We start from the raw sequence: 16507 nt of genomic DNA, 5'->3' as shown, positions 1-16507 counted from the left end.
CGGCATCCGGAGGAGCTCGCCCTGCTTCAAATCCGAACGACTCCCCCGCCCAACCTTGTAGGAGCGAGCTTGCTCGCGAAGGACTTCAGATCGACGCGTTTATCCATTAGAACCACGTCATCGTTGACGACCTTCGCGAGCAAGCTCGCTCCTACAAAATCAGAGGAGGGAGCCGCTCACACTACATCATCAAGCCGAAGCCTGACCTTCTGCCAGGAAGAACCAGGTTTCCAGTACGGAGTCCGGGTTCAGCGAAACGCTTTCGATGCCCTGCTCCATCAGCCACTTGGCCAGGTCCGGGTGGTCGGATGGACCCTGACCGCAGATACCGATGTACTTGCCGGCCTTGTTGCAGGCGGCAATGGCGTTGGCCAGCAACTTCTTGACCGCCGGATTACGCTCATCGAACAGGTGCGCGATGATCCCGGAGTCGCGGTCCAGGCCCAGGGTCAGTTGGGTCAGGTCGTTGGAGCCGATGGAGAAACCGTCGAAGAACTCAAGGAACTCTTCAGCGAGGATCGCGTTGGACGGCAGTTCGCACATCATGATGATGCGCAGGCCGTTTTCACCGCGGGCCAGACCGTTTTCCGCCAGCAGGTCGATTACCTGGCTCGCCTCGCCCAGGGTGCGGACGAACGGCACCATGATCTCGACGTTGGTCAGGCCCATCTCGTTACGCACACGCTTCAGGGCACGGCACTCGAGTTCGAAGCAGTCACGGAACGATTCGCTGATGTAACGCGAAGCACCGCGGAAGCCCAGCATCGGGTTCTCTTCTTCCGGCTCGTAGAGCTTGCCGCCGATCAGGTTGGCGTATTCGTTGGACTTGAAGTCCGACAGGCGCACGATAACCTTTTTCGGGTAGAAGGCCGCGGCCAGGGTGCTGATGCCCTCGACCAGCTTCTCGACGTAGAAGCCGACTGGATCGTCGTAACCGGCGATGCGCTTGTCGACGCTTTCCTTGATGTCGGTTGGCAGGCCGTCGTAGTTCAGCAGTGCCTTGGGGTGCACGCCGATCATGCGGTTGATGATGAATTCCAGACGGGCCAGGCCCACGCCGGCGTTCGGCAGTTGGGCGAAGTCGAAGGCACGGTCCGGGTTGCCGACGTTCATCATGATCTTGAACGGCAGCTCTGGCATGGCGTCTACCGAGTTCTTCTTCACGTCGAAGCCCAGTTCGCCTTCGAAGATGAAACCGGTGTCGCCTTCGGCGCAGGAAACCGTCACGCCCTGGCCGTCTTTCAACAGTTGGGTGGCATTACCGCAGCCCACAACGGCAGGAATCCCCAGTTCGCGAGCGATGATCGCCGCGTGGCAGGTACGACCGCCACGGTTGGTGACGATGGCGCTGGCGCGCTTCATGACCGGCTCCCAGTCCGGATCGGTCATATCGGAAACCAGTACGTCGCCTGGCTGGACCTTGTCCATCTCGGACACGTCCTTGATGATCCGCACCTTGCCGGCGCCGATGCGTTGGCCAATGGCACGGCCTTCCACCAGAACGGTGCCGGTTTCTTTCAGCAGGTAACGTTCCATGACGTTGGCCTGGGTGCGGCTCTTCACGGTTTCAGGACGCGCCTGAACGATGTACAGCTTGCCGTCGTCACCGTCCTTGGCCCATTCGATGTCCATCGGGCACTGGTAGTGCTTCTCGATGATCATCGCCTGCTTGGCCAGCTCGCTGACTTCGGCATCGGTCAGGCAGAAACGCGCGCGCTCGGCCTTGTCGACGTCGACAGTCTTGACCGAACGACCGGCCTTGGCCTCGTCGCCGTAGATCATCTTGATGGCTTTGCTGCCCAGGTTGCGGCGCAGGATCGCCGGACGACCGGCCGCCAGGGTGCCCTTGTGCACGTAGAACTCATCCGGGTTCACCGCGCCTTGTACGACGGTTTCGCCCAGGCCGTAGGCGCCGGTGATGAACACCACGTCACGGAAGCCGGATTCGGTATCGAGGGTGAACATCACGCCGGCAGTGCCGGTTTCCGAACGCACCATGCGCTGTACACCGGCAGACAGGGCGACCAGTTTGTGGTCAAAGCCCTGGTGGACGCGGTAGGAAATGGCGCGGTCGTTGAACAGGGAAGCGAAGACTTCCTTGGCGGCACGGATGACGTTCTCGACGCCACGGATGTTCAGGAAGGTTTCCTGCTGGCCGGCGAACGAAGCGTCCGGCAAGTCTTCGGCGGTGGCCGACGAACGTACCGCTACGGCGACGTCCGGGTTGCCGGCCGACAGCGCGGCGAACGCGGTGCGGATTTCGGTATTCAGTTTTTCAGGGAACTCGGCTTCCATGATCCATTGACGGATCTGTGCGCCGGTCTTGGCCAGGGCATTCACGTCGTCGACGTCGAGGGCATCCAGGGCGTCGTGAATCTGCTGGTTCAGGCCGCTCAGTTCGAGGAAATCACGATAAGCCTGTGCGGTTGTGGCAAAGCCACCAGGCACCGATACACCGGCACCTGCGAGGTTGCTGATCATCTCGCCCAGGGATGCGTTCTTGCCCCCCACATGCTCAACATCGTGTTTGCCGAGCTTATCGAGGGAAACTACGTACTCTACCAAGGTGATCTCTCCACTAACTGTGTTGGAAAAGCTCAGGGTACCGGCGGCTCAGGGGAGCATTTGCCAGCAATATGGCCTGGACCTGGAAAATAAGTGAGAATGCGGGCCAATCCGGGCCGGCAAAATCGCGCCTATCATATCCAAGAATCGTCACTAGCTTAAGGCCCAAGGTGCAAATGAAACGATCTGCGTTCTTTATTTCCGACGGCACGGGCATTACTGCCGAAACCCTGGGTCAAAGTCTGCTGGCGCAGTTCGAAAGCATTACCTTCAGCAAATTCACGCGCCCCTACATCGACAGCGTGGAAAAAGCCCGCGCCATGGTACAACAAATCAATACAGCCGCCGAAAAGGACGGCTTTCGGCCGATCATCTTCGACACCATCGTCAATCAGGACATCCGTGAGATCCTCGCCACGTCCAACGGTTTCATGATCGATATTTTCTCTACCTTCCTGTCGCCGCTGGAACAGGAACTGGCCGAGCATTCGTCCTACTCCGTGGGCAAGTCCCACTCCATCGGGCACAACTCCAATTACATGGAGCGCATCGAGGCCGTGAACTTCGCCCTCGATAACGACGACGGCGCCCGCACCCACTACTACGACAAGGCCGACCTGATCCTGGTGGGCGTGTCGCGCTGCGGCAAGACCCCGACCTGCCTGTACATGGCCATGCAATTCGGTATCCGAGCAGCCAACTACCCGCTGACCGAGGACGACATGGAACGCCTGCAATTGCCGGCCGCCCTGCGCGCCCACCAGCACAAGCTGTTCGGCCTGACCATCGACCCGGACCGCCTCACCGCGATCCGTAACGAGCGCAAGCCCAACAGCCGCTATTCGAGCTACGCCCAGTGCGAGTTCGAGGTGCGCGAGGTGGAAAACCTGTTCCGCCGCGAGAACATCCCGAACATCAATTCCACGCATTTTTCGGTGGAAGAAATCTCGGCGAAGATCCTCGTTGAAAAAGGCGTCGAGCGCCGGTTCAAGTAACTCCGCCAGCGGCTCAAACGGGGGCGATCACGCCCCCATTGCTGCGGCTGCCGCCCCTTGCTCCAACGCGCTCACCACCGCCTCGACGCCCTCCAGCAACAACCGGTCATCGCCGCTGGCATTGCAGACACTCAACCGAATCCCCTGTGGCACCGCGCCATGCCCCACCGCGAATGCTTCAGCGGTGGCCACAAGGTAGCCACGCTGCTTGAGTTCGGCCTCGATCTGCGAGGCGCGCCAGGGTTCCGGCACCTCGATCCAGACATGCGGACTGTGCCGCTGAGTTCGATAAATCAAGCCCTGCAGCAGCGGCATCACCAACGCTTTACGACGGCTGATTTCGGCAACTTGCTGTGCGAGCAGTTGCTGGGCCGTACCGCTTTCAATCCACGATAGGGCCAGTTCCATGGCCAGGGGCGTCGCCATCCAGCAGGACGCCCGCACTGCCGCCGACAAACGGCTGACCAACGCCTGCGGCCCATGCAAATAGCCCACCCGCAATCCCGCTGATACGGCCTTGCTCAGGCTGGCAATCAGCACCGTGCGCTCAGGGGCAAAATGGCTCAGCGGCAGCGGTCGCTCCGGCTCCAGCACGGCGTGGGCTTCGTCCTCGATGATCAACAGATTGTGCGCTCGACACACCTCAACCAGCTCCGCCCGCCTGGCAACTGACATCACCGCCGCCGTGGGATTCTGGATAGTCGGCGTGCAATACAGCGCCGCGACCCGGTGATGACGGCACACTTCGTCCAGCGCTGCTGGCAGCAGTCCTTCAGCGTCCATCGCCAGACCGATGAGTTTTATGCCGAGACTGCGTGCGATGCTGATCAGCCCCGGGTAGGTCAATTGCTCGGTGACCAGCGTGTCGCCGGCCTTGAGCAACGCCATCAAGGTGCAGGACAGACCGTGCTGGGCGCCGTTGACGCAAATTACCTGCTCGGCGTCGGCAACGAAACTTCCATGACTGATCCACTGCGCACCCGCCGCACGATGGATCATTAGTCCGGCGTCGTTGGTGTAGCCGCCAATGCGCTGCATGGCTTGGGGATCAGCGGCCAGGGCCTGCAATCCCCGACTCAACAATTGAGTGTCATAGCCGGGAATCGGCTGGTTACGACTCAAGTCGAAATACGGCTGTGGCTCGACGCTGACATTGCGAAAACCGCCATCACGCACACGCTCCAAACCTTGCTCGCGTACGTAGGTGCCATCACCCACCCGGGCGACCACTTTGCCCAGGCGCTCCAGCTCGGCATAAGCGCGACTGATGGTGCCCACGGTCACGCCGAGGCTGTCGGCCAACAAACGGTGGGGCGGCAACTTGCAGCCCGGTGCAATCACACCGTCGGCGATGCCCTGCTCCACGCCGTCCGCCAAGCGCTGGTACTTGACCCCGGCGCCATTGAGCAAGGCATCCCGCAGGATTGACACCATGGCAATACTTACTTTGACAGCCATATCAACCCCTAATAGCGTGCCGAAAACAGGTTCAATCAGAGATAGACCTTTTTCATGACCAGATCAATTCTCGCAAGCGACACTGCACCGACGGTTCACACCCACTGGCTGAAAGGTACAGTGACCAGCCTGCTGTTTCTCGTGGTGTGCCTGAGCTGGGGCACTACCTGGCTGGGGATCAAAATAGCCGTCGAAAGCGTGCCGCCGCTGACGGCCGCGGGGCTGCGCTTCTTGATTGCTTTTCCGCTGTTCCTGGGCTTCGCTGCCTGGCGCCGCGAACCGCTGATGTTTCCCAAGGGCAGCCGCTGGTTTTTCCTGTTCGTCACCCTGGCGTACTTCAGCCTGCCGTACTACCTGCTCAATTACGGCGAGATGCACGTTTCCTCGGGGCTCACCGCGTTGCTGTTCAGTTGCATGCCGGTGTTCATCCTGATCTTCACCGCGCTGTTCCTGCGGGAAAAAATCTACGCCTCGCAAGTGCTGGGCATCGCCATCGGCTTTGCCAGCCTGTTCATGATCATTCGCAGCCAGGGCTTGCATTTGGATCATGCGGAACTGTTCGGCGTGCTGGCGATTCTGACGGCGGCAATCCTGCATGCGCTGTGTTACGTGGTGACCAAGAAACACGGCAGCGCGATCAGCGTCATCACCTACAACACCCTGCCCATCGGCATTGCCGGGTTGATGCTGTTTGTCGCCGGCCTGGGGCTGGAAAACCCACACTTTTCGGCCATCAGCGCACGCTCATGGGGCGCCCTGCTGTACCTGGGACTGGTGGCTTCGGTGGGCGGGTTTATCGTGTACTTCCTGCTGCTCAAGCGCTTGAGCCCGATCATCCTGTCGTTTGTGTTCATCATCTTTCCGGTGTTCGCGGTGATGATTGGCGCGTGGTACGAGGGGCAGGAGATTTCTGCAGAATTGATGGGTTATTCGGCGGTGCTGCTGGCGGGATTTGCGATCACCAAGCTGCCGGTGGAGAGGTGGTTCAAACGCTGAAAACTTACTGTGGGATCAACCCTGCTCGCGATGGCGGAGTGTCAGGCAACATCAATTCTGCCTATGCCAACACCATCGCGAGCAAGGGTGCGGGGTGACTAGAAGCAATCACCCGGCACGCGCACCCAACCTTCCATCAACACCCGTGCGCTGCGGCTCATGATGGCCTTGGTGACGGTCCATTCGCCATCGACCAGACTGGCCTCGGCGCCCACGCGCAAGGTGCCGGACGGATGGCCGAAGCGTACAGCGTTGCGCTCGATACCGCCGGCCGCCAGGTTCACCAGGGTGCCGTTGATTGCTGCCGCTGTGCCGATCGCCACCGCGGCGGTGCCCATCATGGCGTGGTGCAACTTGCCCATGGACAGTGCCCGTACCAGCAGGTCGACATCCCCGGCCGCCACCGGCTTGCCGCTCGACGATACGTAGTCGGTCGGACGCGCGACAAACGCCACCTTCGGCGTGTGCTGACGCTTGGCCGCTTCGTCGACATTGGCGATCAGGCCCATGCGCAATGCGCCGTAGGCACGGATGGTTTCAAACATCTGCAGCGCCTTTGCATCACCGTTGATCGCGCCTTGCAACTCGGTCCCGGTGTAGCCGATGTCCTGGGCATTGACGAAGATCGTCGGGATGCCGGCGTTGATCATGGTCACTTTCAAAGTGCCAACGCCGGGAACCTCGAGGTCGTCGACCAGATTGCCGGTGGGGAACATCGAACCGCCTGCGCCCTCTTCCTCGGCGGCCGGGCTGATGAATTCCAGCTGCACTTCGGCAGCCGGAAAGGTCACGCCGTCGAGTTCGAAATCACCGGTTTCCTGCACGGCGCCATTGGTCACCGGGACGTGGGCGATGATGGTCTTGCTGATGTTCGCCTGCCAGATGCGCACCACGGCCACGCCGTTGTAGGGCACACGGCTGGCGTCGACCAGGCCGCTGCTGATGGCGAAGGAACCGACGGCAGCCGAGAGATTGCCGCAGTTGCCGCTCCAGTCGACAAAAGGCTTGTCGATCGAGACCTGGCCGAACAGGTAGTCCACATCGTGATCGGCCTTGATGCTCTTGGACACGATCACCGTCTTGCTGGTGCTGGAGGTCGCCGCGCCCATGCCATCGATCTGTTTTTCATAGGGGTCGGGACTGCCGATGACCCGCAGCAGCAATGCGTCGCGGGACGGGCCCGGAACCTGCGCCGACTCGGGCAGGTCCTGCAGGCTGAAAAACACGCCTTTGCTGGTGCCGCCGCGCATGTAGGTGGCGGCAATCTTGATTTGCGGTGCGTGAGCCATGATGCTCCTTTTGGCCAGCGCAGGACCTGCGTCCCGCGCGGCACGTCGGGGTTAAACGGCGGCTGCCGATTCGAGGAAGTCCTGGGCAAAACGCTGCAGCACGCCACCGGCTTCGTAGATCGAAACTTCTTCCGCGGTGTCGAGGCGGCAGGTCACCGGCACCGACACCTGCTCACCGTTTTTGCGGGTGATGACCAGGGTCAGGGTCGCACGCGGGGTGCGCTCGCCGACCACGTCGTAGGTCTCGGTGCCATCGATGCCAAGGGTCTTGCGGTCGGTGCCTGGCTTGAACTCCAGCGGCAGCACGCCCATGCCCACCAGGTTGGTGCGGTGAATGCGCTCGAAGCCTTCGGCGACAATCGCTTCGACACCCGCCAGGCGGACGCCCTTGGCCGCCCAGTCACGGGACGAACCCTGGCCGTAGTCGGCACCGGCGATGATGATCAGCGGCTGCTTGCGGTCCATGTAGGTTTCGATGGCTTCCCACATGCGCATCACTCGGCCTTCCGGCTCGACTCGGGCCAGCGAACCTTGCTTGACCTTGCCGTTCTCCTGGACCATTTCGTTGAACAGTTTCGGGTTGGCGAAGGTCGCACGCTGCGCGGTCAGGTGGTCACCACGGTGGGTCGCGTAGGAGTTGAAGTCCTCTTCCGGCAGGCCCATTTTCGCCAGGTATTCGCCAGCGGCGCTGTCCATCATGATCGCGTTGGAGGGCGACAGGTGATCGGTGGTGATGTTGTCCGGCAGCACCGCCAGCGGGCGCATGCCCTTGAGCGGACGCGCGCCGGCCAGTGCGCCTTCCCAGTACGGCGGACGGCGGATGTAGGTGCTCATTTCACGCCACTCGTACAACGGCGCGACTTTCGGGCCGGTGTCTTCGTGGATCGCGAACATCGGGATGTAGACCTGGCGGAACTGCTCCGGCTTGACCGACGCCTTGACCACGGCGTCGATTTCTTCGTCGCTTGGCCAGATGTCTTTCAGGCGGATTTCCTTGCCATCGACCACGCCCAGCACGTCTTTTTCGATGTCGAAACGGATGGTGCCTGCGATGGCATAGGCCACCACCAGCGGCGGCGAGGCGAGGAACGCCTGCTTGGCGTAAGGGTGGATCCGGCCGTCGAAGTTGCGGTTACCCGACAACACGGCGGTGGCGTACAGGTCGCGATCAATGATCTCTTGCTGGATCACCGGATCCAGTGCTCCGGACATGCCGTTGCAGGTGGTGCAGGCGAAGGCCACGACGCCAAAACCGAGTTGATCCAGCTCTTTGGTCAGGCCAGCTTCGTCGAGGTACAGCGCCACGGTTTTCGAGCCCGGGGCCAGGGAAGATTTGACCCATGGTTTGCGAGTCAGGCCGAGCTTGTTGGCGTTGCGCGCCAGCAGACCGGCGGCAATCACGTTGCGCGGGTTGCTGGTATTGGTGCAGCTGGTAATAGCCGCGATGATCACCGCGCCGTCCGGCATCTGGCCAGGCACTTCTTCCCACTGACCTGAGATGCCCTTGGCGGCCAGGTCCGACACCGCGACACGGGCGTGCGGGTTGCTCGGGCCAGCCATGTTGCGCACCACCGACGACAGGTCGAAGGTCAGGCCGCGCTCGTATTGCGCGCCTTTGAGGCTGTCTGCCCACAGGCCGACCTGCTTGGCGTAGCTCTCCACCAACTGCACCTGCTCGTCTTCACGGCCGGTGAGTTTGAGGTAGTCGATGGTCTGCTGGTCGATGTAGAACATCGCTGCGGTGGCGCCGTATTCCGGGGCCATGTTGGAAATGGTTGCGCGGTCGCCGAGGGTCAGGGCCGAGGCGCCTTCGCCGAAGAACTCCAGCCAGGCACCCACGACTTTCTGCTTGCGCAGGAACTCGGTCAGCGCCAGCACCATGTCGGTGGCGGTGATGCCGGGTTGCAGTTTGCCGGTCAACTCGACACCAACGCTTTCAGGCAGGCGCATCCAGGACGCACGACCGAGCATCACGCTCTCGGCTTCCAGACCACCAACGCCAATCGCGATCACACCCAGGGCATCGACGTGCGGGGTGTGGCTGTCGGTGCCGACGCAGGTGTCGGGGAAAGCAACGCCGTCACGGACCTGGATCACCGGAGACATTTTCTCCAGGTTGATCTGGTGCATGATGCCGTTGCCAGGCGGGATCACGTCGACGTTCTTGAACGCCTTCTTGGTCCAGTTGATGAAGTGGAAGCGGTCTTCGTTGCGGCGGTCTTCGATGGCGCGGTTCTTCTCGAACGCCTCGGGATCGAAACCACCACGCTCGACGGCCAGCGAGTGGTCGACGATCAATTGGGTCGGCACCACTGGATTGACTTGCGCCGGATCACCGCCTTGCAGGGCGATGGCGTCGCGCAGGCCGGCCAGGTCGACCAATGCGGTCTGGCCGAGAATGTCGTGGCACACCACACGGGCCGGGAACCATGGGAAGTCGAGGTCGCGCTTGCGCTCGATGAACTGCTTCAGGGATTCGGTGAGCGTGGCCGGGTCGCAGCGACGCACAAGGTTTTCCGCCAGCACGCGGGAGGTGTACGGCAGGGTGTCGTAGGCGCCTGGCTGAATGGCTTCGACCGCCGCACGGACGTCGAAGTAATCCAGTTGGCTGCCTGGCAGCGATTTGCGAAATTCTGTGTTCATCGTCGGGACTCGGTCACGGTAGTTTCAAAGGGTGGGGCCAGACGCGGTAACCGATATGAACAAGGACCTCTGTAGGAGCCGGCTTGCCGGCGAAGGTGGTGGGTCATTCAACCTCTTCGTCGATTGACCCGACGCCTTCGCTGGCAAGCCAGCTCCTACAGGGTCACCTGATCATTCGGTGACTGCCCCCCACCATTCAGCGTTGTTCGATTGGCACGAACTTGCGCTGTTCGACGCCGGTGTACTCGGCGCTCGGGCGGATGATGCGGTTGTTGGCACGCTGTTCGAACACGTGTGCCGCCCAGCCGGTCAGGCGCGAGCAGACGAAGATCGGCGTGAACAGCTTGGTCGGGATACCCATGAAGTGGTACGCCGAGGCATGGTAGAAGTCGGCGTTGGGGAACAGTTTCTTCCGCTCCCACATGGTCTTGTCGATGGCTTCGGAAACCGGGAACAACACTTTGTCGCCCACTTCGTCAGCGAGTTTTTTCGACCAGCCCTTGATCACTTCGTTACGCGGATCGCTGTCTTTGTAGATCGCGTGGCCGAAGCCCATGATCTTGTCCTTGCGCTCCAGCATGCCGAGGGTGCCCTTGATCGCCTCTTCAGGCGAACTGAAGCGCTCGATCATTTCCATCGCTGCTTCGTTGGCGCCACCGTGCAGCGGGCCGCGCAGCGAGCCGATGGCGGCGGTGATGCAGGAGAACAGGTCGGACAGGGTCGAGGCGCAGACGCGCGCGGTGAAGGTCGAGGCGTTGAACTCGTGCTCGGCGTAGAGGATCAGCGAAACGTTCATCACCTTGACGTGCAACTCGCTCGGCTTCTTGTCGTGCAGCAGGTGCAGGAAGTGCCCACCGATGGACTCTTCATCGCTCACGCAATTGATGCGCTTGCCGTCGTGGCTGAAGCGATACCAGTAGGTCATGATCGCCGGGAAGGCAGCCAGCAGGCGGTCGGTCTTGTCGTGTTGCTCGGAGAAGTTGTTCTCCGCTTCCAGGTTGCCGAGGAACGAGCAACCGGTGCGCATCACATCCATCGGATGGGCGTCGGCCGGAATGCGTTCCAGCACTTCCTTCAGCGCTTGCGGCAGGTCGCGCAGCTTGCTCAGCTTGGCCACGTAGGCAGCCAGTTGCGCCTTGCTCGGCAGTTCGCCGTAGAGCAACAGGTAGGCCACTTCTTCAAAGCGCGCCTCGGCTGCCAGTTCGCGCACGTCATAGCCGCGATACGTCAGGCCAGCACCTTCCTGGCCAACGGTGGACAGTGCGGTTTGCCCGGCTACCTGGCCACGGAGCCCGGCGCCACTCAGTACTTTTGCTTCGGCCATTGCTGTCTCCAGTTTTCTTGAATTTGTCAGAGAATCTTTGTTTGTCGCCGGCCTGTCTGGTCGGCGGATTCCCTGTAGGAGCGAGCCTGCTCGCGATGGTGGTCGCCATTGCGCGGTCATCAGGTTCCGCGCGTTATCGTTAGCGTCCTTCGCTGGCAAGCCAGCTCCTACAGGGGGTGTATCAGCCTTTCTTTTGGGCAAACAACGCATCGAGCTTCTGCTCGAAGGTGTGGTAGTCGATGCGATCGTAGAGCTCCATGCGAGTCTGCATGGTGTCGATGACGTTTTGCTGGGTGCCATCGCGGCGGATGGCGGTGTAGACGTTTTCCGCGGCCTTGTTCATGGCGCGGAACGCCGACAGCGGGTACAGCACCAGCGACACGTCGGCGGCCTTGAGCTGCTCGGTGGTGTACAGCGGGGTGGCGCCGAATTCGGTGATGTTGGCCAGGATCGGTGCTTTCACGCGGCTGGCGAACAGCTTGTACATTTCCAGTTCGGTAATGGCTTCCGGGAACACCATGTCGGCACCGGCCTCGATGCACGCAGCAGCGCGATCCAGCGCCGACTCAAGACCTTCAACGGCCAGGGCGTCGGTACGGGCCATGATCACGAAGCTGTCATCGGTACGCGCGTCGACGGCGGCCTTGATGCGGTCGATCATTTCCTGCTGGGTGACGATTTCCTTGTTCGGACGGTGACCGCAGCGCTTGGCGCCGACCTGGTCTTCGATGTGGATCGCCGCGGCGCCGAACTTGATCATCGACTTCACGGTGCGCGCCACGTTGAAGGCCGAGGAACCAAAACCGGTGTCGACATCCACCAGCAGCGGCAGGTCGCAGACGTCGGTGATGCGACGCACGTCGGTCAGCACGTCATCCAGGCCGGTGATACCCAGGTCCGGTACGCCGAGGGAGCCGGCAGCGACGCCGCCACCCGACAGGTAAATAGCTTTGAAACCGGCGCGCTTGGCCAGCAGCGCGTGGTTAGCGTTGATCGCGCCGACCACTTGCAACGGCTGCTCGCTGGCAACCGCATCACGGAAACGCTGGCCTGGTGTGCTCTTGTTGGAACTCATGACTCACCTCGTGGAGTGACTGTCTGATGGGCGCCGTCCTGATAGTGACGGGCGATGTTGCGTTTCGAGGCGCCGATGTGACGACGCATCAGTAACTCGGCCAGCTCACCGTCACGGTCGGCGATGGCATCGAGAATCCGGTGGTGCTCGGCAAACGCCTGGCGCGGCCGATTGGGCGTGGCGGAAAACTTCATGCGGTACATGCGCACCAGTTGATACAGCTCGCCGCAGAGCATTTGGGTCAGCGTGCGGTTGCCGCTGCCCTGGATGATTCGGTAGTGGAAGTCGAAATCGCCTTCCTGCTGGTAGTAGCCGACACCGGCCTGGAACGCGGCGTCGCGCTCATGGGTTTCCAGCACCTGGCGCAACTCGTCGATCTCTTCGTTGCTCATGCGCTCGGCGGCCAGGCGACAGGCCATGCCTTCGAGGGACTCGCGAATTTCGTAGAGTTCGATCAGCTCGGCATGATTCAACGACACCACACGGGCGCCGACATGAGGCACGCGCACCAGCAGTCGCTGGCCTTCGAGGCGATGGATGGCCTCGCGCAGGGGGCCGCGGCTGATGCCGTAGGTGCGCGCCAGCTCCGGCTCGGAGATTTTGCTGCCCGGGGCGATGTCACCTTTGACGATGGCCGCCTGGATGCGCCGGAAGACGTTTTCGGAAAGGGTTTCCGAATCATCCGCGGCCACCACCGGGGGATCAAGTTGATCCAGCATATTGTCGACACCTTGCAAGTCAGTGAGGCAAAAACTAACCAATATCCTCATCACAGTCAAAGAAAATAGTTAGATTGTCGACAATCGTCTAATAAACCGATTGGCTAAAGCGAAATCAAAGGACCGCCTCGGCGCTGGCACCAGAAAAACAGCGTGTTAGAATGCCGCCCGCATTTGCCTGTCACCTTCGTGTGATAGGCATACGAGGGCGCTTGTGCAGTTACTGCCAGTCACCTTGAACTGAAGAATGGACCGCAACGCGCCAGGATTTATGAGACTCAAGCACCTCCCTTTATTGCTCTGCCTGTTCTGCCTGCCGGGCCTCGGTTACGCGGGTGAAAAAACCGTGTATGGCCTCAACGAGTACGCGCAACTGTCAGGCATCGACCTGGAAGTCGCGGCCAAGCTCGATACCGGGGCAAAGACCGCCTCCTTGAGTGCCCGCGACATCAAGCGCTTCAAACGCAACGGTGAATCCTGGGTCCGCTTCTACCTCGCCATCGACGCTGCGCACTCGCACCCGATCGAGCGCCCTCTGGCGCGGGTCAGCAAGATCAAACGCCGTGCCGGTGACTACGATCCCGAAGAGGGCAAGAACTACACCGCGCGTCCGGTCATCGAGCTGGATATCTGCATGGGCACCGCCTTGCGCAGCATAGAAGTGAACTTGACCGACCGAAGTGCATTCCAATATCCGCTCCTGATCGGCTCCGAAGCGCTCAAACGCTTCGATGCACTGGTCGACCCAAGCCTTAAATACGCTGCTGGCAAGCCTGCCTGCGCCACCGCCGCTCACACCGCAGAGTAATACCCATGCGCTCTCTTACCCTCCACCTGAAAGTCCTCATCGCCATCCTGGTGGTCCTGGGCATTTCAGTCACGGCCTACCAGATTTTCGTGCTGGGCATTCCGGTGACCGAAGACGCCACCGACGACCTGTGGAACATCGACGCCAAGGTCGAGTTCGTCGCCAGCGCCAAGGATCCGGTGAAGATCCAGATGTTCGTGCCGCCGCTGAGCCGCGACTATGTGAGCCTCAATGAGAGTTTCATCTCCAACAACTATGGGGTTGCGGTCAACCGTGTCGACGGCAACCGCAAGGTCACCTGGTCGGCTCGTCGCGCCAAGGGCAACCAGACCCTCTACTACCGCCTGGTGCTGACCAAGCGCTACACCGGGGAAAAACCCAAGGTCAAAGGCCCGACCTTCCGCGACAGCATCGCCATCGAAGGCCCGGAAAAAATCGCCGCAGAAGCCCTGCTCGCACCGATTCGCCAGCACTCGGCGGACGTCGAGACTTTCATCAGCGAAGCGATCAAGCGGGTCAACAACAGCAATGACGACAACGCCAAGATGCTCCTGGCGGGCGACCCGACGCCGGCGCACAAGGCCAAGATCGTCGAACTGCTGCTGTCGATCGCCCACGTCCCGGTGGAAAAGGTCCACACCATTCGCCTCGTGGCCGACCAGCCGCAGTCACCTGAACTGTGGCTGCGCAGCTTCAATGGCACCGACTGGCTGTACTTCAATCCGGAAACCGGCGAGCAGGGCCTGCCCAGCGACCGCCTGCTGTGGTGGACCGGCGATGACAACCTGATCACCGTCGACGGTGGCAAGAAAGCCACCGTGACCTTCAGCCTGAACAACAGCGAAATGAACGCCATTCGCCTGGCCAAGCTGACCGACGAGAACACCGACGCCAACTTCCTCGAGTACTCGCTTTACGGCCTGCCGCTGCAGACCCAGCAGACCTTCATGATCATGGTGATGATCCCGATCGGCGTGCTGGTGATCCTGATCCTGCGCAACCTGATCGGCCTGCAGACGCTAGGCACCTTCACCCCGGTGCTGATCGCCCTGGCCTTCCGCGAGACCCAACTGGGCTTCGGCATCGTGCTGTTTACCGTGATCACCGCCCTCGGCCTGTCGCTGCGCTCCTACCTTGAGCACCTCAAGCTGCAGATGCTGCCGCGTCTTTCGGTGGTGCTGACCTTCGTCGTGGTGCTGATCGCCGCCATCAGCCTGTTCAGCCACAAACTGGGCCTGGAACGCGGCCTGTCGGTGGCACTGTTCCCGATGGTGATCCTGACCATGACCATCGAGCGCCTGTCGATCACCTGGGAAGAACGCGGTGGCGGCCATGCCATGAAAGTGGCGATCGGCACGCTGTTCGCCGCGTCCCTGGCGCACCTGATCATGAGCGTGCCGGAACTGGTGTACTTCGTATTCACCTTCCCGGCGATCCTGCTGATCCTGGTGGGCTTCATGCTGGCCATGGGTCGTTATCGCGGCTACCGCCTGACCGAGCTGGTGCGTTTCAAAGCCTTCCTCAAGGCTGACTCCTGATGTTCGGGCTCTGGAAGACCTGGAAGGCCCTGGAAGCGCGGGGCATCATGGGCATCAACCGGCGTAACGCCGACTACGTGCTCAAGTACAACAAGCGCAGCCTGTACCCGATCGTCGATGACAAGATCATCACCAAGGAACGGGCGATCAAGGCCGGCATCCATGTGCCGCAGATGTACGGGGTGATCTCAACCGAGAAGGAGATCGACAAGCTCGGCGAGATCATCGACGGCCATACCGACTTCGTGATCAAGCCGGCACAGGGTGCCGGCGGCGACGGCATCCTGGTGATCGCCGATCGCTTCGAGGGCCGCTACCGCACGGTGTCGGGGAAGATCATCAGCCACGAGGAGATCGAGCATCAGATTTCGAGCATCCTCACCGGCCTGTATTCCCTGGGCGGGCACCGCGACCGTGCGCTGATCGAATACCGGGTGATTCCCGACCAGATCTTCAAGAGCATCAGTTATGAAGGCGTGCCGGACATTCGCATCATCGTCCTGATGGGCTACCCGGTGATGGCCATGCTGCGCCTGCCGACCCGTCAGTCCGGCGGCAAGGCCAACCTGCACCAGGGCGCGATCGGCGTCGGCGTCGACCTGGCCACCGGCCTGACCCTGCGCGGCACCTGGCTGAACAACATCATCAACAAACACCCGGACACCACCAACGCCGTCGACGGCGTGCAACTGCCCTACTGGGACGGTTTCATGAAACTCGCGGCCGGTTGCTACGAGCTGTGCGGCCTGGGTTACATCGGTGTCGACATGGTCCTCGACCAGGAAAAAGGCCCGCTGATTCTTGAGCTGAATGCGCGCCCGGGGCTGAACATCCAGATCGCCAACGACTGCGGGCTGACCTTGCGCACCCACGCGGTCGAGGCGCGCCTGGAAGCGCTGAAGGCACGCGGTGTCACGGAAAGCGTTGAAGAGCGCGTGGCCTTTGTTCAGGAAATGTTTGGGCATATTCCGCCGGTTGAGGGTTGATCCAGAATTTTCGCGACGGTGCGACAGGCCCGCTCCTGTAGGAGCGAGCCCGCTCGCGAAAAAATCTCACAAACACCACAGCCCTCAACCTGCCAATTCCCGACATCTCCT

Annotated in this window: 12 protein-coding genes; 5 read left to right on the top strand and 7 right to left on the bottom strand. The window is 61.3% G+C overall.

All coding sequences use genetic code 11. From position 1 onward, the window contains the following. Nucleotides 1–189 precede the first annotated feature (189 nt). Nucleotides 190–2565 (bottom strand): phosphoenolpyruvate synthase, encoded by a 2376-nt coding sequence (gene ppsA / locus ACZYR5_RS22535; RefSeq protein WP_489091833.1) that lies wholly within the window; start codon nt 2563–2565, stop codon nt 190–192. A 176-nt stretch (nt 2566–2741) separates the two neighbouring features. On the opposite strand from ppsA, the gene ppsR reads away from it, so the two are divergent. After that, nucleotides 2742–3560 carry a posphoenolpyruvate synthetase regulatory kinase/phosphorylase PpsR gene (gene ppsR / locus ACZYR5_RS22530; protein WP_489091834.1) on the top strand — a complete coding sequence of 273 codons (819 nt, stop codon included), beginning with the start codon at nt 2742–2744 and terminating at the stop codon, nt 3558–3560. Between the two features lie 27 nt (nt 3561–3587). On the opposite strand, the gene ACZYR5_RS22525 is transcribed toward ppsR, so the two are convergent. Further along, entirely contained in the window at nt 3588–5018 is a 1431-nt protein-coding gene (locus tag ACZYR5_RS22525; RefSeq protein WP_489091835.1) for an aminotransferase-like domain-containing protein, read from the bottom strand. A 54-nt stretch (nt 5019–5072) separates the two neighbouring features. On the opposite strand from ACZYR5_RS22525, the gene ACZYR5_RS22520 reads away from it, so the two are divergent. Next, nucleotides 5073–6014 (top strand): DMT family transporter, encoded by a 942-nt coding sequence (locus tag ACZYR5_RS22520; protein ID WP_489091836.1) that lies wholly within the window; start codon nt 5073–5075, stop codon nt 6012–6014. Nucleotides 6015–6112: 98 nt separating this feature from the next. Here the strand turns inward: ACZYR5_RS22520 and prpF are convergent, their stop codons facing one another. The 5 genes from prpF to ACZYR5_RS22495 all read right to left on the bottom strand — a co-directional run bounded on the left by prpF (nt 6113) and on the right by ACZYR5_RS22495 (nt 13064). After that, complete coding sequence (prpF, locus tag ACZYR5_RS22515) at nt 6113–7303, bottom strand: 2-methylaconitate cis-trans isomerase PrpF (protein ID WP_489091837.1); 1191 nt, start codon at nt 7301–7303, stop codon at nt 6113–6115. A gap of 51 nt (nt 7304–7354) precedes the next feature. Continuing rightward, the gene (gene acnD / locus ACZYR5_RS22510; RefSeq protein ID WP_489091838.1) at nt 7355–9946 is read right to left on the bottom strand and encodes a Fe/S-dependent 2-methylisocitrate dehydratase AcnD; all 2592 of its coding nucleotides are present in this window, start codon (nt 9944–9946) and stop codon (nt 7355–7357) included. Nucleotides 9947–10142: 196 nt separating this feature from the next. Next, complete coding sequence (prpC, locus tag ACZYR5_RS22505; RefSeq protein WP_489091839.1) at nt 10143–11270, bottom strand: bifunctional 2-methylcitrate synthase/citrate synthase; 1128 nt, start codon at nt 11268–11270, stop codon at nt 10143–10145. A 181-nt stretch (nt 11271–11451) separates the two neighbouring features. Then, nucleotides 11452–12345: a methylisocitrate lyase gene (gene prpB, locus ACZYR5_RS22500; protein ID WP_489091840.1), complete on the bottom strand. Its 894-nt coding sequence runs from the start codon at nt 12343–12345 to the stop codon at nt 11452–11454. Continuing rightward, a complete protein-coding gene (locus tag ACZYR5_RS22495) occupies nt 12342–13064 on the bottom strand; it encodes a GntR family transcriptional regulator (RefSeq protein WP_489091841.1) in 723 nt (240 codons plus the stop codon). The genes prpB and ACZYR5_RS22495 overlap by 4 nt, the downstream gene beginning before the upstream one ends. 271 nt (nt 13065–13335) lie before the next feature. Here ACZYR5_RS22495 and rloA point away from each other — a divergent pair, with 271 nt between their 5' ends. The 3 genes from rloA to ACZYR5_RS22480 are packed head-to-tail and all read left to right on the top strand — an operon-like array spanning nt 13336 to nt 16396. Beyond that, the gene (rloA, locus tag ACZYR5_RS22490; RefSeq protein ID WP_489091842.1) at nt 13336–13872 is read left to right on the top strand and encodes a retropepsin-like aspartic peptidase RloA; all 537 of its coding nucleotides are present in this window, start codon (nt 13336–13338) and stop codon (nt 13870–13872) included. Nucleotides 13873–13877: 5 nt separating this feature from the next. Then, nucleotides 13878–15410: an osmotic stress tolerance membrane protein RloB gene (gene rloB / locus ACZYR5_RS22485; RefSeq protein ID WP_489091843.1), complete on the top strand. Its 1533-nt coding sequence runs from the start codon at nt 13878–13880 to the stop codon at nt 15408–15410. Then, nucleotides 15410–16396, top strand: coding sequence for an alpha-L-glutamate ligase-like protein (locus ACZYR5_RS22480; protein WP_489091844.1), 987 nt, complete (start codon nt 15410–15412; stop codon nt 16394–16396). Before rloB ends, ACZYR5_RS22480 begins: the two co-directional genes overlap by 1 nt. Nucleotides 16397–16507: the final 111 nt, after the last annotated feature.

It is taken from the genome of Pseudomonas sp. F007, from assembly GCF_057814275.1.
Note: the sequence above shows the minus strand (reverse complement) of the source record. Positions and strands in the feature narration are given on the sequence as shown.

Coding starts and splice junctions, on each gene's coding strand:
- rloB (WP_489091843.1), top strand. CDS start 13,878: ATGCGCTCTCTTACCCTCCACCTGAAAGTCCTCATCGCCATCCTGGTG.
- ACZYR5_RS22480 (WP_489091844.1), top strand. CDS start 15,410: ATGTTCGGGCTCTGGAAGACCTGGAAGGCCCTGGAAGCGCGGGGCATC.
- prpF (WP_489091837.1), bottom strand. CDS start 7,303: ATGGCTCACGCACCGCAAATCAAGATTGCCGCCACCTACATGCGCGGC.
- ACZYR5_RS22495 (WP_489091841.1), bottom strand. CDS start 13,064: ATGCTGGATCAACTTGATCCCCCGGTGGTGGCCGCGGATGATTCGGAA.
- acnD (WP_489091838.1), bottom strand. CDS start 9,946: ATGAACACAGAATTTCGCAAATCGCTGCCAGGCAGCCAACTGGATTAC.
- prpC (WP_489091839.1), bottom strand. CDS start 11,270: ATGGCCGAAGCAAAAGTACTGAGTGGCGCCGGGCTCCGTGGCCAGGTA.
- ppsR (WP_489091834.1), top strand. CDS start 2,742: ATGAAACGATCTGCGTTCTTTATTTCCGACGGCACGGGCATTACTGCC.
- ACZYR5_RS22520 (WP_489091836.1), top strand. CDS start 5,073: ATGACCAGATCAATTCTCGCAAGCGACACTGCACCGACGGTTCACACC.
- rloA (WP_489091842.1), top strand. CDS start 13,336: ATGAGACTCAAGCACCTCCCTTTATTGCTCTGCCTGTTCTGCCTGCCG.
- prpB (WP_489091840.1), bottom strand. CDS start 12,345: ATGAGTTCCAACAAGAGCACACCAGGCCAGCGTTTCCGTGATGCGGTT.
- ACZYR5_RS22525 (WP_489091835.1), bottom strand. CDS start 5,018: ATGGCTGTCAAAGTAAGTATTGCCATGGTGTCAATCCTGCGGGATGCC.